We start from the raw sequence: 23,159 nt of genomic DNA on the forward strand, positions 1-23,159 counted from the left end.
AGGAGCGGCTTTCACCCTCCGCCACCGAACATCTTGGCCCAACTCGGCGTCTCCTAGCATTGACTCTGGTTCAACGGAAACCTTTTCAGACTTACCAATATGTAAACATAACGACATTTCGTTTATGTGATTTGAGCGCCCTATGAGTTTCGAATGAAAACGTCGATGGTCGCTACATCACCGTTTGCGCACACAGTTGGGGCCGTCACGGTCACACTCGGCATTACGGATGGAGACGACGCCCCCGCCCGGATCGATCATCACGTCCCGGAGAAGGGCGTCTGGTTTTAGACGGACCTGATAGCGCCGCTCCGCCGGCGTTGGCACATGCTCATACCGAGCAACTGACCTTGCGGCCCGCGATCAGAAACTGTCAGCGACCCGCACCCAGGTGTTGCGCAGATGGCGCTGCAGGACCTCCGCCAACGCGCTGCCGTCGCGGCGCTTGAGCGCCTCGATCATTTCCTCGTGTTCGGCAAGAGCGGCCTTCCACTTGTCGGCCCCGCTGTTGCCGATGAAACGCAGGCGCTTCATGCGCGACTGCAACATCCCGTGCATCTCGATCAGCGTCTCGTTGCCCGTCGCGGCCACGATCATCGAATGGATTGCCTGATTGAGCTTGTAATAGCTGAGACGCTCCTTCGAGCGGTAGAATGCAACCATCTGGTCATGTACCGCCGAGATTTCCGCGATCTGTGCGTCGGTCGCCTGTTCGCAGGCAAGGCGCCCGGCCATCGCCTCGAGCTCGGTCAGAACTTCCAGCATGTCGCGCGCATCCTTGGCGCTGAACGCCCGAACGACGGTGCCGCGTCCCGGACGCGGTTCGATCAGTCCTTCGCTGGCAAGCGTCTTGACGGCTTCCCGCAGCGGCGTGCGCGACACACCGAGTTCCTCGCACAAACGGGATTCATTGAGCCGCGTTCCAGGCGTCAGCACGCCCTCGATGATCAGGTCGCGCAACCGGTTCGCAACCAGGTCGTGCAGCGACTGGCGCTCAATTCGGACCGGGGATTGCTCGCTGACCGGCATGGCAAGAGCGACGGCCTGAGCCGCAGAAGTGGACCCTTCATTCATGGCGGCACCATACCCGATTTCGGAAGATTGGAAGACCAAAAGCGCTTGCAGCGCATATTGTATTTTGCATACAGTATGCAAAATCGACGAAAGACACAATGATGCCGACCAGCGAAACGCCCTCTCAAAAACCGACGATCGCCCTCGCCCTCGGAGATGCCGCCGGGATCGGCGGCGAACTCGCGGTGAAGATTCTTTCCGACAAGGAAGTGCTTGAAAGTGCGCGCCTCATCGTGATCGGAGACCGCCGGCAACTCGAGGCTGCGGCCGCAATGCTCGGGACCGAATTCGACCTGCCGGACTGCGAACCTGAGACGGTCGCTCCGGTCGCCCTGCTGGATCTGGGCAATATCGATCCCGCGAGCGTCACCCCGGGAGAAGCTTCCGAGCACACGGGTGCCGCCGCCCTTGAGAATTTCGCCGCCGCGCTCCGGCTCTGTGCCGCGGACGGCGCGGATGCAGTCGCCTTCACGCCGTTCAACAAGTACGCCATGCGCCTCGCCCGACCGGATTATGTCGACGAGATCGGCTTCATCAACGCGGTGACCGGCGCCACGAAGGACGGACGGGAATTCAACGTCCTCGACGAATTCTGGAACGCCCGGGTGACCTCGCACATTCCACTCAGCCAGGTTGCGGAACGGATCACCGAGGAGCGCGTCCTGGCCAGCATCGAGCTGACCGACAACACGATGCGCAATGCCGGGTTCACGCGTCCCAGGATCGCTGTGGCCGCCCTCAACCCGCATGCGGGCGACGGCGGCAATTTCGGTCATGAGGACGACCGGGAAATCGCCCCGGCGGTGACACGGGCGAAGGAAAAGCAGATTTCCGTCGAGGGTCCGTTGCCGTCAGACACTGTCTATCTGCGCGCGCACAAGGGCGAGTTCGACGCGGTGCTGTCGATGTATCACGACCAGGGGCAGATCGCGATGAAGCTGATCGGCTTCGACCGCGGTGTCACCCTGATCGGCGGATACCCTTTCTGGATCGCGACCCCCGCGCACGGCACAGCCTACGACATCGCGGGCCAGGGCATCGCCAATCCGAATGCAACCAAGCGGGCCTTGCTGCTCGCAGCCAGGCTCGCGCGGCAGGGCGAACTCGTGCCCGCCGATGCCACCTCGATGTCATCCGCAATTGCCAAGGCCACCGGGGAGAAACTCACGGTGGTTCCATAAAACCGAAGAGCAAGAATGGGAGGAAATACAATGATCAAAATAAGATCACTCGCTCTGGCCGGCGCCATGATGCTGGCCGCAACATCCTTCGCCGACGCGAAGGAAGAGATCATTTTCGGCATCTCCGCCTCGACCGGCTCGCTGCAGCAGCAGACGGCTGCGGAATTTGTCAGGCGCGCCAACGAGAAGCTTGGCGACAAGGCCGAAGTGAAGCTGTTCGACTCCTCGCAGATCGGCAAGGACAAGGAGCTGATGCAGAAGCTGAAGCTCGGCACCGTCCATATCGCCCTGCCCTCCTCGATCATGTCGTCGATCTCGGACGAGTTCGCGCTGTTCGACATGCCGTTCCTGGTTGCCGACCGAGGGCATCTCGCGCGGATCGAAGAGAAGATCTTCTGGCCGAAGATCGCTCCGACCGTGGAAGACGACGGTTACAGGGTCCTCGCGGTCTGGGAGAACGGTGTCCGCCACATCACGAACAATGCCCGTCCGATAAACACGCCGGCGGACCTGAACGGCCTCAAGATCCGCACGCCGAAATCGACATGGCGGGTGAAGATGTTCAAGGCATGGGGCGCCAACCCGACGCCAATGTCTTTTTCCGAAGTCTTCACCGGCCTGCAGACCGGCGTGATCGACGGCCAGGAAAACCCCTACACGAACATCGCCTCGGCCAAGCTCAACGAGGTGCAGAAATATCTCTCCAAGACCGGCCATGTCTACTCACCCGCCTATCCGACCATGGGCAAGGCGATGTACGACAGGATGGACCCGGCGATCGTCTCGGTGCTTGAAGCGACCGCGCGTGAGCTGGAAGCCTGGGCGCGCAACAAGGGCGAGGAAGCGGACACGGCCCTGAAAGACAAGCTCGTCGCCGCCGGTATGAGCTACAACGAAGCCGACCGAGCCGCCTTCGTCGCTGCATCGAAGCCGATCTACGACGCTTTCGCCGCCGAGGTGAATGACGGGCAGGCACTGATCGACGACGCCATCGCGCTCGCCTCCGGTTCCTGACCGGGCCACATCTCCGGACACCCGCCCGCCGCCGGCGACCAGCCGGTCCGGGCGGGTGCCACCGCTCCACTCGACCCGTTCCGGGACGCGCCCCATGACAGCTTTTTCCAGAGCTCTCGGCAGCACGCTCGCCGCCCTCACGATCGGACTGCTGGTGACCCTGGCCATCGTCGTGGTTTCGGCGACGATCGCACGCTACATCTTCAATTCCTCCTTTGTCTGGTATGACGAAGTGGCCGGCATCCTGCTCGCCTGGATTACCTTCTACGGTTCCGCCTATGCCGCCGTCCGCCGCCGTCATCTCGGCTTCGACGGCCTGTTGATCTCTCTGCCGATGCCGTATCGCGCCTGGCTCTTCGTCCTCGCGGAACTGATCGGCTACGCGGTGTTCGCGATCCTCGCCTATGCCGGATGGTTCATCCTGCAAATTCTCGGAACAGAGACGCTCGTCTCGCTCCGCTGGGTGCCGCTCTGGTTCACCCAGTCGGTGGTGCCGGTGGGAGCCGCGCTCTACATGATCGGCCAGGCGGTCTCGACGCCCGAGGCCTATGCCCGCATCCGCGCCGGGCGGAGCGCGGAGATGGACGAGATCGACGAGGAGATCGCCCATGCGCGGAAAGCGCAGGGCACGGGAGAAGATAGATGACCGCTCTTCTTCTGCTGGTCCTGCTGGCCTTGCTGATCGCCATCAACGTGCCGATCGCAGTAGCGATCGCCGCCGTCGCGCTGCTCGGCACCTGGACCGAGAAAGGTGTGTTCGGCTTCTACGACGCGGCACTGACAATCTTCGACGGGTCGACAAATTTTCCGCTGATCGCGATCCCGCTCTTCATCCTCGCGGGCGCTCTGATGAACACCAGCGGCATCTCGCGCCGACTGATCGACTTCACCGCGGCCCTCATCGGCTTCGTCCGCGGCGGCCTCGCAATGGTGAATGTCGGCGTCTCGCTGTTCTTCGCCGAGATCTCCGGCTCCGCCGTCGCCGACGTCGCCGCCATCGGCTCGGTGCTGATTCCGGCAATGAAGCGCAAGCGCTATGCCGCGACCTTCGCCGCCGCCGTCACCTCCTCGTCGGCCTCGCTCGCGGTCATCATCCCGCCGTCGATCCCGATGATCCTCTATGGCGCGCTGACCGATGCGTCGATCACCCAGCTTTTTGTCGCCGGAATCATCCCGGGACTGCTCGGCGGCTTCCTCATGCTCTGCCTCTGTCACTGGTTTGCGGTGCGCTACGGCCTGCCGCGCGAGGAAGCCTTCTCGCTCGGGCGGCTCTGGAGCACCTTCAAGGCGGCCGGCCCTGCCCTGCTGCTGCCGATCATCATACTCGGCGGCATCTTCGGCGGCGTGGTGACGGCGACCGAGGGCGCCGGCCTCGCAGTCGTCGCCGCGCTCCTGATCGGCGGTTTCGTCTACCGCGAGATCAACCTGAGAGAGTTGCACGGCGCGCTGATCGAGGGGGTGTCGCAGACCGCCATCGTCATGCTGCTCGTCGCGAGTTCCGCGATTCTCGGCCTCTACCTCACCGAGAGCGAGGTGCCGCAGCACTTCGCACGCTGGATCACCGGGGTGTCCGAGAACAAATACGTCGTGCTGATGCTGCTGAATGTCATGCTGTTCATGCTGGGCATGATCCTGCACGGTGCGGCGGCGATCATCCTGATCGTACCGATCGTCATGCCGCTGGTGCAGCAGATCGGCGTCGACCCGATTCAGTTCGGCATCATCCTGACGCTGAACATCGCCATCGGCCAGCAGACCCCGCCGGTGGCGAGCGTGCTGGTAACGGCCTGCTCCATCGCCCGTACCGACATCTGGGCGACGACGCGGACGAACCTGCCGTTCATCGCCGTCCTGGTCGGCCTGCTGCTGATCGTGACCTACGTGCCCATCGTGCCGCTGGCGCTGGTCGAGCACTTCTTCCGCTAGGATAATCGTCCCGCAAGAGCAGGGCGATCGTCCTCTCAGACCCTCTCGCCGCAGCGACGCCGTTCGGCATCGCCCGAGGCGGTCAGCGCCGGTGCGTTCTCCAGTCGCGACATCGCGCGCCGATCGGCCACCGAGAGCCCCGGAAGCGGCCCGCGCGCTTTTCCCGGATACAATGGGTGCCGGCCAGAAGCCGACCGGTCGACCGTCTCACGGATAACACCTTCACGCCCATGTGACGCCAACCGAAAAAGGCGTATGATACGGTCCATCAGGCGGGTCGCGGATACCTCGTGACCGGCGCCGGGTCCGACGCCACGCACGGCCGACCGCGACCCCCGAACCCACCAGTCGTTCGGGAGGAGCAAATTATGGCCGTCACCGACCAGATCAGAAATCCGATTGAATGGGGCTGGGACCAGCTTCGGGATCTTCAGCATGCGCTCGGCGCTACAGGGCACGCCCTTGGCGGCGCCACGGGTACGAGCGCCGAAAAGCTTCCGTCGGTTCGGCGGATCGATGTCGACGATCTGCGCGACGCCCTGCAGCGCGGCATCACCGATTTCGGCGCCAGCCGGACGGACGTCATCTTTCTCTGCCTCGTTTACCCGGTCGCGGGCCTGTTCCTCTCCCATCTGGTATTCGGTTACGATTTCCTGCCGATGCTGTTTCCGCTCGCCTCGGGCTTCGCACTCCTCGGTCCACTTGCCGCCGTCGGCCTCTACGAGATGAGCCGGAGGCGCGAACAGGGCCATCAGGTTTCCTGGGCGGACGCGCTCGGCGTGGTGAAATCACCCGCCGCCGGAGCAATCTTCGTTCTCGGCCTCTACCTTCTCGCGCTCTTCATCGCCTGGATCATCGTCGCCTACGGGATCTACTACATGACTCTCGGCCCGGAACCTCCGTCATCGGTCTCCGGGTTCGTCAGCGATGTCTTCACGACGCCCGCGGGCTGGGCGATGATTGTTGTCGGGATCGGCGTCGGGTTTCTCTTCGCCGCTGCGGCCCTCACCCTCAGCGTGGTCTCCTTCCCGCTGCTGCTCGACCGCGATGTCGGCCTCTACCCCGCGATCGCCACCTCGATCCGGGCGGTGGCCGCCAATCCCTACCCGATGGCCGTCTGGGGAATTGTTGTTGCCGGCGGTCTGGTCCTCGGCACGATCCCGCTCTTCATCGGACTGGCGGTGGTGATGCCGGTGCTCGGCCATGCGACCTGGCACCTCTACCGCAAGCTGGTGCCGCGGTAAGACAAGCGCCTAAATTTGTCTGCCGGGCCGGAGCGCGCCATAGTGCGCCGGTCACGCAGTATCATGGCCCGGCGGAGAGAAATGCCAGAACTGAGGAAACTGACCGGCTATATCGGTGCGGAAATTGTCGGGCTGAGTCTCGGCGAGGAGATCGAAGCGGCCGACGCCGCGTTCCTGCGCGAGAGCCTTGCCAGACATCAGGTGATCGTGCTGCGGGGACAGCATCTCGACCGCTCGAAGCAGAAGAAGCTCAATCGGGTGTTCGGTTCGCCGATGCGGCTGCCCTATGTCGAGCCGCTCGCGGACGATCCGGAGACCATCGCCGTGCTGAAGGAGGCCGACGAGGGCGGTGGCGGTGTCTTCGGAGGTGAGTGGCATTCGGATTTCAGCTTCCTCGCGAACCCGCCCGCCGGCTCGGTGCTGAACGCGGTCGAGATCCCGGAGGTCGGTGGCGACACCGTCTGGGCGAGCCAGACGGCGGCCTATGCATCCCTGCCCGAAGATCTGAAAACGCTCGTCGACGGCCGCACGGCGGTGCATGTCGGGAAACCCTACGGCGTGAAGTTCGCGCCGCCTGAGGAGACCCGTTCCGGTGCCTCGATCCGCATGACGCGCGGCGATCCCGAGGCGGACAGGGAAACCAGTCACCCGGCGGTGATCACCGAACCCGTGACCGGCGCGAAGGCCCTGTTCCTGAACCCGATCTACACGACGCGGTTCGACGGCATGACGGAGGAGGAGAGCGATCCGCTGCTGCAGGCAATCTACCGGCACTGCACACGGCCGGACTTCTCCTGCCGGCATCGCTGGCAGGCGGGCGACATTGTGGTCTGGGACAACCGGACCACGCTGCATTACGCGACCAACGATTATGACGGCCACCGCCGCCTGCTCTACCGCACCACCTTCCAGGGTACGCCGCCGCGCTAGACGAGACGGGCGCCCCGGCTTGCTCTGCCGACCCTAGTCTCCCCGTCCGGCGTCGAAGAAGGGGGCCGGTGCGAGAATCGTGTTGACCTGCCGCATCAGGTTGCCGCTCTCGGCGCTCAATCGCAGGAAGGTCTGCCAGTCCGGGTCCGCGGCCAGCGCCGCGCGTTTGCGGGCCCGATCCGCCGCATCATCATAGACCCAGATATGGACGTAGGAATTCACGTCTCCCGTCTCGACCGCGCCGTAGACGACCGGGTCTCCGAGATGTTTCCGCTGCACGGCCCAGCCATGTTTCTCGTAGAGTTCCATGTGTTTCTTGATCCGGCCGGGATGGCAGGTGTAGGTGCGGTGATCGAAGATCATCGGGTATTCCTTCTTGTTGTGAGCAATCGAAACAGGCGGACCGCCGAATACGCGGCCATGATGGCGCCGGAGACCGGGATCGCCGCGTAGAGCAGGGATGTCGGGATGTCGAGGATCGGCGTCAGGGCACGGGCCTTGAGGGTAAGCGCGAGGCCGTACCGCGTCATGATCACCATGAAGGCCAGCCCGAGGAGCGTGGTCAGGATCCTGAGGATGCGCGCCTGTGCCGGCGGAAGCGCAAAGCGCAGCCAGTCCACCTGGAAATGATCGTCGTCGCGCCAGAGCGCGGCGGCTCCGAGGAAGACGGTCCAGGCGAAGAGCCCCTGCACGACTTCATCGAACCAGACGATACCCGGGATCTGCAGCGTCCTGGTGACGACGTTCGCAAAGACCAGCACGAAGATCGCCGCGAGGCCGGCACACGCAGCCAGTTTCAGTGTCCGCCCGAGGATTGCGTCGACGCACATCATGGGCCGAACACCAGGTTTGGCAGCCATGTCGACACCGACGGTATGGCGGTGACCGCGAGAAGCACCAGCACCAGGCCGACAAGGTAGGGTTTCAGGGCCCGGGCCAATTGTCCGACCGGCATCCCGGCGACAGAGGACACCGCAAAGAGAACCATGCCGACCGGCGGGGTCAGGAGTCCGACCATGGAACACATGATCATGATCACGCCGAACTGCACCGGATCGACACCGATCTCCAGCATGACGGGCATGAAGAGCGGCACGGTCAGCACGATCACCGCGATACCTTCGAGAAACATCCCGAGGATCAATAGGATGAACACAACGATGCCAAGCAGGATGGCCGGATTGTCGGTCAGCGCGAGCATTGACGATATGACCGCGTTCGGAACCCGCTGGTGCACCAGCAACCAGCCGAAAAAGCCGGCGGCGGCAATGACGAACATGACGCGGATCGTGTGCTGAAGCGTGGTCCAGAGAATTCCGACCAGGTCCCGGGGGCGGATCTCGCGATAGATCACCATCGAAAGGATCAGCGCATAGGCACTCGCCGCCACGCCGGCCTCGGTCGGGGTGAACAGGCCACCGAAAATTCCGGCGATGATGATCACCGGGGCGAGCAGCGACAGCGCGGCACCGCGGAAACTGTTCCAGATCTCGCGCCAGTCGATCCGTTCCGCGCGGGGCATCTTGTTGCGTGTTGCGACAATCCAGACTGCCGCCATCAGGGACAAGGCCATCAGCAGTCCGGGCAGGACACCGGCCAGGAACAGCTGCGCCACGGAGACGCCGGTCATGGACGAGAAGAGCACGAACGGGATCGAGGGCGGGAAAACCGGACCGATCGTCGACGACGCGGCGGTGATCGCCGCGCTGAAATCGCGGTCATAGCCCTTGTCCGCCATGGCCTTCAGCTCGACCTGACCGAGACCGGCCGCATCCGCGACAGCAGCTCCGGACATGCCGGAGAAAAACAGCGAGGCCAGGACATTGACCTGGCCGAGCCCGCCGCGCAGGTGGCCCACGCAGGCATCGGCAAAACGGAAGATGCGGGTCGTGATGCCGCCAGAATTCATCAGGTTGCCGGCAAGAATGAAAAACGGAATGGCCAGCAGCGTGAACCCGGTCGTCGCCGAGAACATGCGCTGCGGCAGCATCTCGAGAATTCTGAAATCGCCTTGCAGGACATAGAATCCGGCGGCGGTCAGTCCGAGGGAAACAGCAACCGGCAGCCCAAGGGCGATCAACAGGACAAGCGCGCCCAGGATCAGAAAGGTCGTCATTGAGGTGCTCCGGAGGAGCCGCCCGCATCACCAGGATGCGGGCGGCAAGACCATCACTTCAGGAAGCTGAGGAACATTGTCATGTTGTCAGCGCCGGAATATTCGGCGACACGCTCGCGCGCCGGGCCCATGAGGGCCGCGAACGGCTTGAGGTCGGGGCGCGTGATCTTCATCCCGGCCTGCTCCAGCTTGGCCAGTTCTTCCTCTTCCTGGGCGATCACCGCCGCACGCATCATGTTGCCGGCTTTCTGGCTCTCCTCGCGCAGGATCGTCTGCTGTTCCGCCGTCAGCCCGTCGAACACGTCCTTGTTGATGACGTGAACCATCGAATTGTAGACGTGGCGGGTCAGCGCCAGGTGCTCCTGAAAATCATTCAGCTTGAAGTGATAGATGACGCCGATCGGGTTCTCCTGACCGTCGACCACGCCCTGGTTCAGGGCGTTCGGCAGTTCCGGGAACGCGATCTGGGTGGTCGAGGCGCCAAGTCCTTCAAGCGCCGCGACGATCTGCAGTTCCGGCGGCGTGCGAAGCTTCAGGCCGCTGACGTCGCCCGGCTTGTTGATCGGATGTTTCGAGTTCGTGATGTTGCGAAACCCGTATTCCCAGTTCGAAAGCATCACCAGCCCGTGCTCCTCGAGCTTGGGGGCCGCCCATTCCATGAACGGGCCGTCGAGCACCGCATGTGCATGCTCGTAACTCTCGAATGCGAACGGCGTCATCACCGTCCCGAAGGCCTTGCTGTACTTGTCCAAGCCGCCCTGGGTGGGCAGGTTCATCTCGACCGCCCCAAGCACGGTCTGCTCGAGTTGCTCCGGCGGGCTTCCCAACTGGTTCGCCGGGAAGAGTTCGACGGCAATCTTGCCACCCGTACGCTCCTTGACGGCGTCGGCGAATGCCTTCGCGGCCAGATGGCCCGGATGGGTTTCGGCGGCAAAATGCGCGAGCCGCAAGGTTACGTCCTGCCCCCAGGCCACACCGGAGCTGAGCACCGCCGCGACCGCGGCAGTCATGAGAGTTCTTAGCATCTGGTTCCTCCCCTTGATGCGTGTTGTTGGATGTTTTTCGGTTTTTGCCCCTCACTCGGGGATATCAGGCAGTTTCGCCTGAACGCCTGTCAGGCCTTCGTAGGCCTTGATCACGGCCGTGCACCCTTCTTCGGCATGCCCCATGATGGAAGCGAGCGCGTAGGTCTGGTGGATGGAGTCCGCCATGAAGCCGGGCAGGCCGGCCTGTTCGATCAGTTCGGTGTAATAGCGGACGTCCTTCTGCGCGTTCGCCAGCGACATGTGCGGCGTGAAATCCCGGCGCAGCGTCAACTCGCCGTAGAGATCCATCATTCCGGACTTGCCGCCCGCCGCCGAAATGATCCCGATGACTTTCGTCATATCGAGACCTTCCTTCGCTGCGAGCGCGAATCCCTCACAGAAAGCCGCGACATTCGCGAAGGAGATGAAGTTGTGGATCAGTTTCAGACGGATCGCGTGCCCCGCCGGGCCGACATGGAAAAGGTTTTCCGCGTAGCACTCGAATATCGGCCGCAGACGCTCGAGCAGCGCCGCTTCACCGCCGAACAGGATGTTGACCTCGCCTCGATCGGCATGGGCCGGCGTCCGCGTCATCGGCGCCTCGGCATAGACCACACCCGCCGCTTCGCAGGCGGCGCGCATGGTATCCACGTGATCGGCGGATACGGTCGTGTGATCAACGAGGATACTGCCGGGCGCCATGGCCGCCAGCGCACCGCCCTCCCCGAGGACGATCGCGCGCACCGCCTCCGCCGTAGTGACGCAGACCATCAGCACATCGCTCTGGGCCGCCATCCCGGTCGGCGAACCACCGGCCTTCGCGCCATGTTCGCAGGCTTTCCGAACCTTTTCGGAGTCGAGATCCGCAACCGTCAGGTCAACGCCCTTTCCGGCCATGTTCTTGGCCAGGCCGCTACCCATTCCTCCCAAACCGACTAGAGCTACCCGCATACGTTCCTCCATTTTTCGGAATACAAGCATCAGATCAGTTGTCTGACAACCTGCTTTCTGTTTTATTCGATTTGCGACCTCGCGGCGACCATGTGACCATGGAGGCGCTTCTCAATCAGAGACCTGAAACAAAACGGATTGTTGGCATGGATGACGGACTGACCTTTGATCGCATCGATCGACCGACCCGCCTCCCGGACGAGGTCGCCAGTTCTCTCATCGGAGCGATCGAGAACGGCCAGCTCAAATCCGGAGACCGGTTGCCGACTGAGGCCGAATTGTCCAAACGGTTCGGCGTTGCGCGGACCGTCGTGCGGGAAGCGATCTCGCTCCTCAGGTACGATGGTTTGATCGATTCGCGACGCGGCGTCGGGGCCTTCGTGACCGAGAAAACCAGCCGGTCGTCCTTCCGCATCTCTCCCGCCTGTTTCGAAAAGCGAAAGCAGATCGTGAAACTTCTGGAATTGCGGACAGGCGTCCAGGCAGGCGCATGCGCCCTCGCAGCGACACGCAGGACGCGAGATGAGATGCAAAACATTGAGGCATTGTTCGAGAGGATGTGCGCAGCCGATCAACGCGGCCCGGAGGAAGCGCTGGAGGAGCGAGTCGATACGGAATTGCTCATGTATCGCCACATCACCGAAGCCTCTGCAAATCCCTACTATTGCGAGGTCGTGACGATGATCGAGACCAACATCCAGAACAATCTTCGTTCAGCGTTCCTGAAGAACGCGGCAGCCTCGGAGTTCGGTCCGTCGATCCTGGCGGAACATCGCGCCGTACTGGATGCCCTGCGCGAAGAAGATCCGGAGATCGCCTGGCGCGCTACCCGGACCCGGTTTCAACAAGCCGCCGACCGCCTCTCCGCACGCGAGGATTTCACCTAGCCCGTTCCGAAAGAAGTTCGGGGGGCGTCACCCCCCTCGAACGCGGACCTTGGCAAGGGCTGGCGCTGCCTTGGTCAAATCCGACCCCGGTGTATCGCCAGGGCTCCGTGGGCGCCGCGCCGACGGCGCCATCCGAATAATAGTGCCGGTCAGATCACCGCATAGGTCCTGATCTCGATGCTCTCGCGCGCCGGCGTCTCATCGGTCTGCGAAGGCAGTTGGAAGGCGGTGTGCGGCGCAAACCGGGCGCGACCGTCCTCTAGACTGTCCCAGCCCTTGATCAGCAGGATCTCGTCTCGGGTCATATCGGGCGCGTAATACCAGCGCTGCGCCTCGTCATAGGCGAGGTGATAGATCTCCCCGGTCCGGTTGGGGAAGAGCTGATCGGTTGCGACAAGGTGTTCCGAACGAATGCTGGCAGCATCCGCAAGGGCGAGTGGCGAGCGCTGCACGGGTCCGACGATCGGCCGCCAGACATTGACCTGGACAATCCGCCGGCCGGCGGCCAGCAGGTTTTCGAACGTCTCGTCACCGAACACGTCGCGGGCCCGCTGCGGTCCGCTGGCGGCGGTGTAGTCGACATGGATGCGCGTCGCAGCGCCTCGGTTTCCATCCTTGTTCCGGGCTCCATCTCCGCCGTCGGAACGCCGGGTTGCGTCGAAGATCGCGACCTCGGACGCCCCGAGTTCCGTCTTCAGCAGCGAGCGGACCTCTGCGTAATAGGCGCTCTCGACCTCGGCATCATCATAGAGATCCTCAACCGCCGTCGGCGCCGTGCGAAGCGCGAAACCCTCCCGATCCAGCGTGAAGGAACCGTCCGCGGCACGCATGTCCGCCACCAGCACATGCCTCTCCACAGTCTCGAAACCGAATTCCGGTTCGCCGCCTGTGTAGGCCTGACTATAGAGCACCGGCTTCGTCGCCTGCGGCACGATGAAAGTCATCGGCGCCACGACATCGGCAGCTGTTGCACTGTATTGACTGTAGGGTCTTTCCTGCACGGAACCGGTCATCTCGCTTCTCCTCGGCTACGGGCAGCCTGGATCCGGCTGCGATATCCGGAAGGTGGGACGGCACGTCCCGGGAAACAAAAGAGAAGAACTCAACACGACTTGAATATTTCTCAAGTCATGACGATGGGGCCCTTTCCGTGGGAGAAACACCGGCTTGCTCGAGAAGCCAGCGCCAGACGCGCCGGACCGGAGCGGAAAGCGGATGGCCGGTCGGGCGGCAAAGATAATAGGCCGCGCCGCTCGGGCCCGTCGCGCCGAAAGGCGTGACAAGGGTGCCTCTGGCCAGGCGATCCTCGATATAGGGCGACCGCCCCATCGCGATGCCATGCCCGGCTTCCGCGACCTGAAGCGCCTGTTCGGTAACATCGAGCTCCAGCGCCGATCCGAGGTCCGGCGCCGCCAGCCCCCGGGCGCGCGACCATTCGCGCCATTCGTCAGGAATAGTCCGGATCACGATCAAGCGGTTCCGCTTCAACGCCGCCTCGATGTCCTGCAAGCCGTCCGGAACCAGTCCGGGCGCCGCGACAGGTGTCGCGTTGTCATCGAAGAGAAACGTCTTTTCGACATCCTGCCAGTTCCCACGACCATATCTGATGGCGAGATCTATCTGATCCCGCAACAGATCCACGACCCGTGTCGTCGGCACCAATTGCAGGTCGACATCCGGGTTTGCCGCTTCGAAGGCGCCAAGACGCGGCAGCAGCCAGGTCGCCGCCATCGAGGTCGGCAATGTCACGCGGACAACGGCATGCCCCTCGGAAGGGAGCACGGCCCGGGTTGCCGCCTCCAGTTCCCGAATCGCCGGATCAATGCGGGCGAGAAACCGGGTGCCGGTTTCTGTCAGCACAAGCCGACGGCTGGTGCGGTCGAACAGCCGGGTCCGGAGATGAGTTTCCAATTGTCGGATCTGGTGACTGATCGCGGACTCGGTCACACCCAGCGCCCCCGCCGCATCGACGAGACGGCCATGCGTCGCGGCGGCCCGGAAGGCAAGGAGCGCGCGGAACGGCGGAAGGCGAAAATCATTCTCGACCATTTCTGAAGTTTACCTCAAGTCGATCGCGAGACCGAGAAGTACCGTCCATTGTGCGCCGCCGCACCATCCGGGCCATTGTGCGGTCCGGGCCCAGCGGGCAAACTGCGGCATCAGCGGAAGGGGTGGCAGATGACTTCAAGCGACGGAACACAGGCGGACGGCCTCAAGCTGAACCTCGGCTGCGGCAAGGTGGTCCGCGAGGGCTGGATCAATCACGACATCATGCCCGGGCCGGGCGTCGATATCGTCTACGATCTGGAAACCTGCGGGATCGAGCCGTTCCCTCTCGCCGACGATTCCGTGTCCGAAATTCACGCCGCGCACCTGATCGAGCATATCGACCGCACCCTGCCCTTCATGCAGGAGATGTGGCGCATCGCGAAACCCGGCTGCCGGTTCGAGCTGAAACTGCCGTTCGGGGCGACAGACATGGCTTCGGCCGACCCGACGCACAAACGGCTCTATTTCATCCGCAGCTTCGACTACTTCCAGCAGCCCTTCTACAATTTTGCCGATTACGGCTATCGCGGCGACTGGGGAACCGACGAGGTCATCTTCCGAATTCCGGCCAGCGTTGCCGGCTCCGACAATGCCGAACGCCTGATGCATCGCATCAATACCGAGCGCAACCTGGTCGCGGAGATGGAGGTCCGTCTCGTGGCGATGAAGCCGATGCGGCCGAACGACCGCACCCTGATGACGCTTCCAAACGTCAATCTCCTGATCGTTTGAAAGACTCCGGCACCGGCATCACCCGCATACAGATCAAGCTTCGCCCTCGGCACCCGTCGTCAGTCCGATTTTTAAAGCTATAATTACTTTTTCGGTTTTGTTACGATTTAGGCTGTTTTTCGGGCCTCCGAAAAGAAAGCAGGTCGTATGGGCATGCGCATCCGCGAAGACTATCGCGGCATTACCGGACCGGAAAAAGCGGGTATCCTCCTGATGTCGCTCGGCGAGGATCAGGCTGGAAAGCTCTTTGCCCTTCTCGACGACGAGGAGATCAAGGAAGTCTCCCAGGTCATGGCCGGGCTCGGCACGGTCAGCTCCAACATCGTCGAGCGGCTGTTCGTGGAGTTCGCCGAGCAGGTCTCCTCCACAGGCTCCCTCGTCGGCTCGATGGATTCGACCGAGCGGCTGCTGACCAAGGTGCTCGGCGGCGACCGCGTCAGCGCGATCATGGAGGAAATCCGCGGTCCGGCCGGCCGCACCATGTGGGACAAGCTCGCCAACGTGAACGAGCAGGTTCTCGCGAACTTCCTGAAGAACGAATACCCGCAGACCGTCGCGGTCATCCTCGGCAAGATCGGCCAGGCCCATGCTGGCAAGGTGCTCTCGATCCTGCCCGAAAACTTCGCCATGGAAGTGGTCATGCGGATGCTGCGCATGGAGGCGGTGAACAAGGACATCGAGAAGGACGTGGAGCGCGTGCTGCGCACCGAGTTCATGTCGAACCTCGCCCGCACCAACCGGCGCGACGCGCACGAGATGATGGCGGAGATCTTCAACAACCTGGACCGGGCGACGGAGAGCCGTTTTCTCTCGGCGCTGGAGGAACGCAACAAGGACAGCGCGGAGAAGATCCGCAGCCTGATGTTCACCTTCGAGGACCTGGCGCGGGTCGATCCGGCGGGTGTGCAGACACTGCTCCGTGCGGTGGACAAGGACAAGCTGACGATCGCGCTGAAGGGCGCGTCGGAGGAACTGAAGGACCTGTTCTTCTCGAACATGTCGGAGCGCGCGGCGAAGCTGCTGCGCGAGGACATGCAGTCGCTCGGCCCCATGCGGCTGAAGGACGTCGAGGAGGCTCAGACCGCGATGGTCACGGCGGCAAAGGATCTGGCCGACCGCGGCGAACTCGTGATCGGCGGCTCCGGCGGCGACGACCAGCTCGTCTACTGAACCGGCCTCTTCACCGTTCTGCCTCCCCCAGCACCGGCAGGGACCGCTGCACGGTCTGCCGTCCGGCCTTGAAGGCATATAGCGGCTGCGAAATCTCGGCGACCGTCATGGCCGGATCCGTATTGTCGACTACCACAAGATCAGCCGTGTTCCCGATCCCGATCCCGTAATCCTCGAGATTCATCAGTCTGGCCGAGCGCGTCGTCACCATTTCGAGGCACGCCGCCAGCATGTCCGTGCGACCGACCTGCGCGATGTTGGCGTAAAGGTTGGCCATCCGGATCAATGAGCCGTCGCCGAACGGAGTGAAGGGGTTCAGCACATTGTTGGTCGAGAGCGAGCAGGTTACCCCGTGCTCCAGCATCCGGTGCACCGGCGAAACACCGCGCGGCACCGAGTGATCGTGCTCCCGCCCCATCAGGAAAAGATCGGTTGAGGGCAGTACCGTGACGGCGACGCCGGCTCCGGCGAGCCGCTTCGCATATTTCTCGAGCTGCACCGGCGGCATGGCGGAAAACTTGCTGACATGGCCGATGGCGACGCGACCGCCCCATCCGTAAGCGTCCGTCTTCCGCATCACGTAGTCGGCGTCGACGGAAGAAATGTCGGTCGAGAAATCCAGGTGCATGTCGATATCGACGTCAAAGTCCCGTGCCATCTCGAACACCCGGTCGATCTGGCCGTGCGGATCGGTGTCCGTATAGGGCGCCGCCCCGACACAGCGCGCCCCGTCTTTCAGCGCCGCGACCATCAGCTCGTCTGTCCCCGGATTGTTCAGCAGGCCTTCCTGCGGAAAGACGCAGATTTCGGTATCGACCGCCCAGCGCCAGGCGTCGATCGCCGCCTTGACGCCGTTGAGACCGCGCAGCCCGATCACGGGATCGACCTCGACATGGGTACGGATGCGCGTGGTGCCGTTGACGACGCATTTCCGCAAGGTGCGGCCCGCCCGCTCGGCGACATCCTCCTCGGTGAAATCCGGCTTCACGCGCGAGACCTCCGAGATCGCCTCGGCGACGTCGCCGCGCTCGGATGAACAGCGATGCAGGATACAGGACTTGTCGAGATGGATGTGGGTCTCGACGAGCCCCGGCAGCAGCAGCCGTCCCTCGAGATCCAGTGTTCGGGCACCGTCGGGAATCTCGCCACCGATGGCGGTGATCCGTCCGCCGGTCACCCCGACATCGAGCATCCGGTCCGGCGCCTCCACCAGCCGGGCATTGCGGAACGTCAGATCCACGGAACCGATCTCCAGAAAACGAATGGCCTGACGGCACCTCATGGCGCCGGCCGGAGGAATGAGTCTATCGTTATTGCAGGTGCGAAGGCGAGACCCCATGGAGAAACGCGATGGGAACGAACGGCCGGGCGCGGAAGACCAGGGGCATGGTCGAGCGGTTCGCGAGACTTTCCACGGTTCCGGATCCGGACGCGGGGATCATATCGTCGTCTTCGGCGCGGGCACGCTCTATGGCGAAGGCCCCGACGGGACGCCGTCCGACGGCGATCTCTATGTCGACCGCTTCGAAACCCGCGACGGCAAAATCACCCGCATCGGCGTCCTCGACGACAGCGCCGAGCGCCTCCTGACGCGGCAGACCGGCGAACCGGACAGCTAACCTGCGATCTCTCTGCCGAAATGCCCAGCGCCACCACTTATTCGCGCATCGCTTGACGCGTCGGCCCTGCGCTCCTCAAACTCAAGCGATGGATCGGCCAAAGGTCGAAGCTCATAGTTGAGGACCGGAGAGCAGAATGCGAAGACTTGTCATGAGCCTGGCGGTGCTTGCAATGCTCGCAACAGGCGCCGTCGCGCAGGATACGTCCAGCGCCATCGGCACGGTCAAGGTCACAAGTGGCGAGGCCGGCGTGCAACGCGACGGAAAGACGCTTCCCGCAACGGAGGGGCTCGATGTCGCCCGCAAGGACACGCTCGTGACCGGCTCCGACGGGGCGCTTGGCATCACGCTGAATGACGGCACCCTGATTTCCCTCGGGCCGAACTCGCGCTTCGAACTTGCCGCCTTCGAGTTCTCCCCGCGCCGGGATGCCTTCAATTTCTTCGGCAAGATCCTTGAAGGCACGCTGATTTACCAGTCCGGGCGGATTGGCAAGATCGCACCTGAGAAGACCCGGATCGAGACTCCGCTCTCCGTCGTCGCGGTCAGAGGTACGCGTTTCGCGGTGCGCGTACCCGCGAGCTCGGAGAACTAGGCGATGACGGCAATGACACGATTCCGCTCACTGCGCGCTCTGCTTGCGGCAATGGCCTTGGCCTCAAGCGTTGGCGCATGTGCTTTCGGACCTTACGATACGGACGAACTGAAGCAACTCCCGCCGCCGGACACCCAGTTCCTGCAGACTTTGAGCACGCAATATGCGGCCCTCGGAGATCGCGAGCGGGCGGAATATGACTGGCCCGATACCGCCAGGTTCTACGACCGGGCGATCAGGGCGGCCAAGGGCGAAATGATCGAACCGGAGACTCTCGCATCGCGGGACCTGCCTCCGTCCGCCCTCCAGGAACTCACCGAGGCCCGCTCCAGGCTCCTCCGCCTGTTCTCCGCCGGTGCCCGATCCATAGCCGGCCCGGGCAGCGCCCGCGGACAGGCCGGTTTCGACTGCTGGATGCAGGAACAGGAAGAAGGCCATCAACCCGACGACATCGCGTCCTGCCGCGCAATTTACATTTCCGCGGTGACTGAAATGGAAGCGGCGGTGAAAGGCGCGCTCGTTGTGCTGCTGCCCGATACTGACGGCAAGCTCGGCGCCGTCAGCGTCGGCAATCCGGGCGGCTCCGTCCTGCTGGATAGCGAGCGGGCGAGTGCGGTGGTCACGCAGGCGGACGCGGCGCCGCAAAGCGCAGGTACCTTCGCCGCTGACGATGTCCAGATTGTCTTCGGCGCGGCGATCGCGGCCAGTCCGGTACCGCCGGTGACCTTCGTGCTGTATTTCGAACAAGGCACCGACGCGCTCACACCGGAGTCGCAGGACCTGCTTGCGCGCGTTCTCGAAACCATCCGCCAGCGAAAGCTGCCGCAGGTCGAGATTTCAGGGCATACGGACCGCGCGGGCTCGACCGCCTTCAATGACCGGCTGGCCCTCGACCGCGCCCGTATCGTCCATACGTCCGTGCTCGGTCTCGGCGTTCCCGAACGGGTGGTTACGGTAGAATCCTATGGCGAGCGCGCACCGATCATCCCGACAGCGGACGGCGTTTCCGAACCACGCAACCGACGGGTCGAGATCGTGATCCGTTAGCGTTTCCTGCCCGTCTCGTGCTTGATGCATGCTGGCTCTTTGGCTTCACGCGCCCGTCACATGGCGCTACCGTCACGGGGAGATACCGGCGGCGGGCTCCGCAACGCCAACTCGCAAGAGAACCGCAGCAGGGGCGCCCTCCGGCGTGTCGCTGCCCGACCGAGGCTTGAATGGAAGGCAGACCGCGCAACAGGATCGGTCAGGCATCGCCGACGGATGGCAGCGCGTTCCCGTGGCTGGACGGCCCGGAAGACGGCTCGCTCGGGAAATTCGTTCGCCAGGGCCGCCTGATTGCGGTGCTCGTGCTCCTGCTCCTTGTCCTGTTCCGCGGTCTCGATGTTCCATTAGTCGAGATTCCCCGGCTCTGGGCCTTTGACCAGCAGATCGGTCTGCGAGCGGCCGAGACAGCTCCCTCCCCTGTGCTTGCCGTCGACGTGACGGACGAAAGTCTCGCACAAATGGGGCAGTGGCCATGGCCGAGACGGCACTATGTGGATCTGGTCGAAAAGCTCGCCCAGGCAGGCGCTGCGATGATCGCCTTCGATATCCTTTTCTCGGAACCCGACAGGATGTCCCCGGATCTTCTGGCCGACACGCTCCCCGGTCTGGACGACGACCTTCGTCGCCGTCTCTCGGACCTCGGCAGCTATGACGATCAACTGGGTGCCGCCATCCGCATGCTCCCGACGGTTACCGCGACAGCCGCGGCTCCGGTCGACACCGCAGCGCCGGACGCCGCCGCCCCGCAGGGCCGGTTTGCGATCCGCGGCACGCCGGATCTCCGGAGCCTGCCCGGCATCGGCGGCGTCATCTGGAACATTCCCGCTCTCGACGCGGAGAGTGCCGGGACGGGACTCGTTAACCTGCTTCCCGAGCCCGACGGAAATGCACGCCGCGTCCCGGCGGTTTTCCATGTCGCGAACCGCCTGGAGCCGGGTCTCGCGCTGGAGGCTGCGCGTGTCGCTCTCGGCCGGCCCGGACTGCTGCTGGAAGTTCCTTCCTCTCTCGGATTGAGCGGCATCTCGATCGGCCCGCTCTTCGTCCCAACCGACACGCAGGGCCGGATCTGGATCGATACCGCCCGGCCAGACCGTGTGCCCATACTTGCAGCTCACGACATCCTGCTTGAACAGGTCCCGCCCTCGCAGATTGAAGGCCGCATCGTGATGATCGGGACGTCCGCGTCCGGCGTCGGCGAGCGGGTCCTGGCTGCAGGAAGGGAGAACCTGTCGGCGTTGCAGTTCCAGGCTCTCGCGCTCGATACAATTCTGGCGGAGCGTACGCCCGTTCGCGACCCGGTCTTTGCTCTTCTGGAAGTCGCTGTCACGCTCGTGTTGTGTGGGCTCATGATCTGGCTGCTCCCGTTCCTGGCGCTGGTCTGGAAGCCGCTTGTCGCCATTGCACTGACCGCCGGCGCTGTCGCAGTCGCGACGGCCGCGTACGCCGGATCCGGAGCGCTTATCGATCCGACTTTTCCGGGCATTGCGATCCTTCTGACCGGCGGCACCCTTGCCCTCTCCGATCTTCGCGCGGAAATCTTCCTCCGCCGCCGCAACGAGGCAATGCTGAAACGGCACGATGCCTATATTCGCGAAGTCGTGGACGCCAGTTTCGATGCAATCGTGACGATCGGAGAAGACGCGCGGATACGCACGGCGAACCGGGCGGCTGGCCATTTGTTCGGCCTGCCCGTCCCGCATCTGGTCGGGCATTCCATCGTCGACCGCCTGCGCGGCGAATGGGCGGACGAGCTTTCGGCCGCTACCGCTGAGACCCTGCGTAAGGCCGCGAATGCAGGACGCATCGTCGAAGCACAGGTCCTGGACCCGGATGGGACGACGCGCCATCCGACAGAAATCACCCTGGCCGCATCGGCGGCCGAATCCGAGCGGATCTTCGTGCTCGTCCTGAGGAATGTCAGCGTCCGGAAGACAGCGGAAGCGGCGGCCGCACGCTCGGCACAGCGGCTGCGCGATGCGATCGAGTCGATCTCCGACGGCTTTGCGCTTTTTTCTCCCGAAAAGAGGCTTGTCCTTTGCAACCGCCATTTTCTCGAGATGCTCGGGAGCGCCGGAGAGCTCGCCGAGGCCGGAGCCCCCTATGCCGACTTGCTGGGACGATTTGCCGAGTCCAGCGGGGCGTCGTTGAATGGCGACACGCAAAGCAGCGCCTGGATCGCCGATTGTATTTCGTCCTTCGGGTCCGACAGCGCACCCTACGAACTGTCGACCGCCGACGGCGTTTGGTACCGGGTTGACGAACGCAGGACCGCCGACGGGGGGATGGTCTGCGTCTATGCCGATATCAGCGAGCTCAAGCACCGGGAGATCGAGCTCGGCGCCGCGAAGGAGATGGCAGAAACCGCAAGCCACGCCAAGTCAGAGTTTCTCGCCCATATGAGCCACGAACTCAGAACGCCGTTGAATGCCATTATCGGCTTTGCGGACATGCTGCGCAGCCAGCCCTACGGCCCGGTAGGCAATGACCGCTACCTCGGCTATGCGAATGATATCTCGGACAGTGGCTCCCGCCTGCTGGCGATGATCGAACAGATACTGGATTTTGCCCGGCTGGAGAAATTGCCTCCGAAGGTCACGGACAGTCCGACAGAACCTGCTGCGATCATCCGGAGTGTATTGAGCGACTTGACGCCGACGATCCGCCAGCGCGAGATCGAAGTGGTGACGGAATTGCAGGACGGCCTGCCGCAACTGCTTGCTGACCCGCAGATGCTTTACCAGATCACGCAGAACCTAGTCGGCAACGCGCTCAAATTTTCCCGAGACGGTTCCTCGGTCAGGGTCGCCTGTGGCCTCGACGACAGCAACCGGATCATGCTCTCGGTTCATGACAACGGCATCGGAATACCGCCAGAACTGATCTCCCTCGTTACCCAGCCGTTCTGGCAGCGCCAGGGCGCGATGACGAGCACCCATGAAGGCGTCGGACTCGGCCTTGCGATCGTCAGCGCCCATGCCGAAGCCCAAGACGCGACACTGACGATCGACAGTATACTTGGCGAGGGAACGACAGTGACGGTTGCATTTCCGGCATCGCGAACCCTGATGCCATCCCTGACGACCACTCTGCCCGGTTAGCAGTTGCCTGACCGTTGGAGGAATGCCACCTTTGGCGTCAGGTAATCTCAAAGTTCGCTGTGAAAGGGTGAACCATGCGCGCGACTAGGCTTATGGCTATCTGCACGGTATTGGCGGTCTCGCTGATTGTCGCTTCGGGGCCCGGTTATGCTTTGATCGGCAACACTTTCTTCGGCTCCGACATTCTGACCGCCGAAGATATCCAGATGCAGAGAGCCGCCGGTCTGGAACTGCTCAAGAACGGCAAGGAAGGCGATTCCGCCGAATGGACAAACCCGAGCACCAAGAGTTTCGGGACCATCACGCTCCGTGAAAAGCTGAATCACAATGACTACGAATGCCGCAAGGTCGAACTCGTCAACACGCCGAAAGGCGACGAAATCCAGCGGGTCTGGCTGCAGCACGTGGTCTGCAATGTCCCGGGCCAGGGATGGAAGTATCTCTATTGATCGGCAATCATGGTCGGGCGGCCGGTGCAAGCGGCGCCGGCGTCTTTGACCG

General features: G+C 63.2%; 23 protein-coding genes. 14 read left to right on the top strand and 9 right to left on the bottom strand.

Annotated elements, in window-relative coordinates:
* Window positions 1-363: 363 nt before the first annotated feature.
* Complete coding sequence (locus tag ACOOE1_RS07895) at window positions 364-1,074, bottom strand: GntR family transcriptional regulator (protein ID WP_420405794.1); 711 nt, start codon at window positions 1,072-1,074, stop codon at window positions 364-366.
* 101 nt (window positions 1,075-1,175) lie between these two features.
* On the opposite strand from ACOOE1_RS07895, the gene ACOOE1_RS07900 reads away from it, so the two are divergent.
* The 6 genes from ACOOE1_RS07900 (at window position 1,176) to ACOOE1_RS07925 (ending at window position 7,369) form a co-directional block, all read left to right on the top strand.
* A complete protein-coding gene (locus ACOOE1_RS07900; protein ID WP_420405795.1) occupies window positions 1,176-2,255 on the top strand; it encodes a 4-hydroxythreonine-4-phosphate dehydrogenase PdxA in 1,080 nt (359 codons plus the stop codon).
* A 30-nt stretch (window positions 2,256-2,285) separates the two neighbouring features.
* Complete coding sequence (locus ACOOE1_RS07905) at window positions 2,286-3,269, top strand: TRAP transporter substrate-binding protein (RefSeq protein ID WP_420405796.1); 984 nt, start codon at window positions 2,286-2,288, stop codon at window positions 3,267-3,269.
* Between the two features lie 94 nt (window positions 3,270-3,363).
* Window positions 3,364-3,915 carry a TRAP transporter small permease gene (locus ACOOE1_RS07910; protein WP_420405797.1) on the top strand — a complete coding sequence of 184 codons (552 nt, stop codon included), beginning with the start codon at window positions 3,364-3,366 and terminating at the stop codon, window positions 3,913-3,915.
* Window positions 3,912-5,195 carry a TRAP transporter large permease gene (locus ACOOE1_RS07915; RefSeq protein WP_420405798.1) on the top strand — a complete coding sequence of 428 codons (1,284 nt, stop codon included), beginning with the start codon at window positions 3,912-3,914 and terminating at the stop codon, window positions 5,193-5,195. The genes ACOOE1_RS07910 and ACOOE1_RS07915 overlap by 4 nt, the downstream gene beginning before the upstream one ends.
* 368 nt (window positions 5,196-5,563) lie before the next feature.
* Window positions 5,564-6,439: a DUF2189 domain-containing protein gene (locus ACOOE1_RS07920; protein WP_420405799.1), complete on the top strand. Its 876-nt coding sequence runs from the start codon at window positions 5,564-5,566 to the stop codon at window positions 6,437-6,439.
* An 81-nt stretch (window positions 6,440-6,520) separates the two neighbouring features.
* Window positions 6,521-7,369 (top strand): TauD/TfdA dioxygenase family protein, encoded by an 849-nt coding sequence (locus ACOOE1_RS07925; RefSeq protein WP_420405800.1) that lies wholly within the window; start codon window positions 6,521-6,523, stop codon window positions 7,367-7,369.
* A gap of 33 nt (window positions 7,370-7,402) precedes the next feature.
* On the opposite strand, the gene ACOOE1_RS07930 is transcribed toward ACOOE1_RS07925, so the two are convergent.
* From ACOOE1_RS07930 to ACOOE1_RS07950, 5 genes are read right to left on the bottom strand one after another with little or no spacing between them, the layout of a single operon-like run.
* Complete coding sequence (locus ACOOE1_RS07930; RefSeq protein WP_420405801.1) at window positions 7,403-7,732, bottom strand: NIPSNAP family protein; 330 nt, start codon at window positions 7,730-7,732, stop codon at window positions 7,403-7,405.
* A complete protein-coding gene (locus ACOOE1_RS07935) occupies window positions 7,729-8,202 on the bottom strand; it encodes a TRAP transporter small permease (RefSeq protein WP_420405802.1) in 474 nt (157 codons plus the stop codon). Before ACOOE1_RS07935 ends, ACOOE1_RS07930 begins: the two co-directional genes overlap by 4 nt.
* The gene (locus ACOOE1_RS07940) at window positions 8,199-9,485 is read right to left on the bottom strand and encodes a TRAP transporter large permease (RefSeq protein WP_420405803.1); all 1,287 of its coding nucleotides are present in this window, start codon (window positions 9,483-9,485) and stop codon (window positions 8,199-8,201) included. Before ACOOE1_RS07940 ends, ACOOE1_RS07935 begins: the two co-directional genes overlap by 4 nt.
* Before the next feature lie 53 nt (window positions 9,486-9,538).
* Window positions 9,539-10,510, bottom strand: a complete 972-nt coding sequence (locus ACOOE1_RS07945) for a TRAP transporter substrate-binding protein (RefSeq protein ID WP_420405804.1) — start codon at window positions 10,508-10,510, stop codon at window positions 9,539-9,541.
* Window positions 10,511-10,561: 51 nt separating this feature from the next.
* Window positions 10,562-11,491 carry an NAD(P)-dependent oxidoreductase gene (locus ACOOE1_RS07950; RefSeq protein WP_420405805.1) on the bottom strand — a complete coding sequence of 310 codons (930 nt, stop codon included), beginning with the start codon at window positions 11,489-11,491 and terminating at the stop codon, window positions 10,562-10,564.
* Between the two features lie 116 nt (window positions 11,492-11,607).
* Here ACOOE1_RS07950 and ACOOE1_RS07955 point away from each other — a divergent pair, with 116 nt between their 5' ends.
* On the top strand, window positions 11,608-12,348 hold the full coding sequence (locus ACOOE1_RS07955) for a FadR/GntR family transcriptional regulator (RefSeq protein ID WP_420405806.1): 741 nt from the start codon (window positions 11,608-11,610) through the stop codon (window positions 12,346-12,348).
* Window positions 12,349-12,497: 149 nt separating this feature from the next.
* On the opposite strand, the gene ACOOE1_RS07960 is transcribed toward ACOOE1_RS07955, so the two are convergent.
* On the bottom strand, window positions 12,498-13,361 hold the full coding sequence (locus tag ACOOE1_RS07960) for a CmcJ/NvfI family oxidoreductase (RefSeq protein WP_420405807.1): 864 nt from the start codon (window positions 13,359-13,361) through the stop codon (window positions 12,498-12,500).
* A 115-nt stretch (window positions 13,362-13,476) separates the two neighbouring features.
* The gene (locus tag ACOOE1_RS07965; protein ID WP_420405808.1) at window positions 13,477-14,397 is read right to left on the bottom strand and encodes a LysR substrate-binding domain-containing protein; all 921 of its coding nucleotides are present in this window, start codon (window positions 14,395-14,397) and stop codon (window positions 13,477-13,479) included.
* 129 nt (window positions 14,398-14,526) lie between these two features.
* On the opposite strand from ACOOE1_RS07965, the gene ACOOE1_RS07970 reads away from it, so the two are divergent.
* On the top strand, window positions 14,527-15,129 hold the full coding sequence (locus tag ACOOE1_RS07970) for a class I SAM-dependent methyltransferase (protein WP_420405809.1): 603 nt from the start codon (window positions 14,527-14,529) through the stop codon (window positions 15,127-15,129).
* Window positions 15,130-15,276: 147 nt separating this feature from the next.
* Window positions 15,277-16,299: a flagellar motor switch protein FliG gene (gene fliG / locus ACOOE1_RS07975; RefSeq protein ID WP_420405810.1), complete on the top strand. Its 1,023-nt coding sequence runs from the start codon at window positions 15,277-15,279 to the stop codon at window positions 16,297-16,299.
* A gap of 10 nt (window positions 16,300-16,309) precedes the next feature.
* On the opposite strand, the gene ACOOE1_RS07980 is transcribed toward fliG, so the two are convergent.
* Window positions 16,310-17,539 carry an amidohydrolase family protein gene (locus ACOOE1_RS07980; RefSeq protein ID WP_420405811.1) on the bottom strand — a complete coding sequence of 410 codons (1,230 nt, stop codon included), beginning with the start codon at window positions 17,537-17,539 and terminating at the stop codon, window positions 16,310-16,312.
* 97 nt (window positions 17,540-17,636) lie between these two features.
* On the opposite strand from ACOOE1_RS07980, the gene ACOOE1_RS07985 reads away from it, so the two are divergent.
* From ACOOE1_RS07985 to ACOOE1_RS08005, 5 genes are all read left to right on the top strand, one after another.
* Window positions 17,637-17,918 (top strand): hypothetical protein, encoded by a 282-nt coding sequence (locus tag ACOOE1_RS07985; protein WP_420405812.1) that lies wholly within the window; start codon window positions 17,637-17,639, stop codon window positions 17,916-17,918.
* Window positions 17,919-18,054: 136 nt separating this feature from the next.
* A complete protein-coding gene (locus tag ACOOE1_RS07990) occupies window positions 18,055-18,513 on the top strand; it encodes a FecR family protein (RefSeq protein WP_420405813.1) in 459 nt (152 codons plus the stop codon).
* Between the two features lie 3 nt (window positions 18,514-18,516).
* Window positions 18,517-19,560, top strand: a complete 1,044-nt coding sequence (locus tag ACOOE1_RS07995; protein ID WP_420405814.1) for an OmpA family protein — start codon at window positions 18,517-18,519, stop codon at window positions 19,558-19,560.
* Between the two features lie 170 nt (window positions 19,561-19,730).
* On the top strand, window positions 19,731-22,658 hold the full coding sequence (locus ACOOE1_RS08000) for a CHASE2 domain-containing protein (protein WP_420405815.1): 2,928 nt from the start codon (window positions 19,731-19,733) through the stop codon (window positions 22,656-22,658).
* Between the two features lie 92 nt (window positions 22,659-22,750).
* Window positions 22,751-23,107 carry a hypothetical protein gene (locus ACOOE1_RS08005; protein WP_420405816.1) on the top strand — a complete coding sequence of 119 codons (357 nt, stop codon included), beginning with the start codon at window positions 22,751-22,753 and terminating at the stop codon, window positions 23,105-23,107.
* The last annotated feature ends 52 nt before the right edge of the window (window positions 23,108-23,159 follow it).

This window comes from Nisaea sp., assembly GCF_965216895.1.
GTDB lineage: Bacteria > Pseudomonadota > Alphaproteobacteria > Thalassobaculales > Thalassobaculaceae > Nisaea.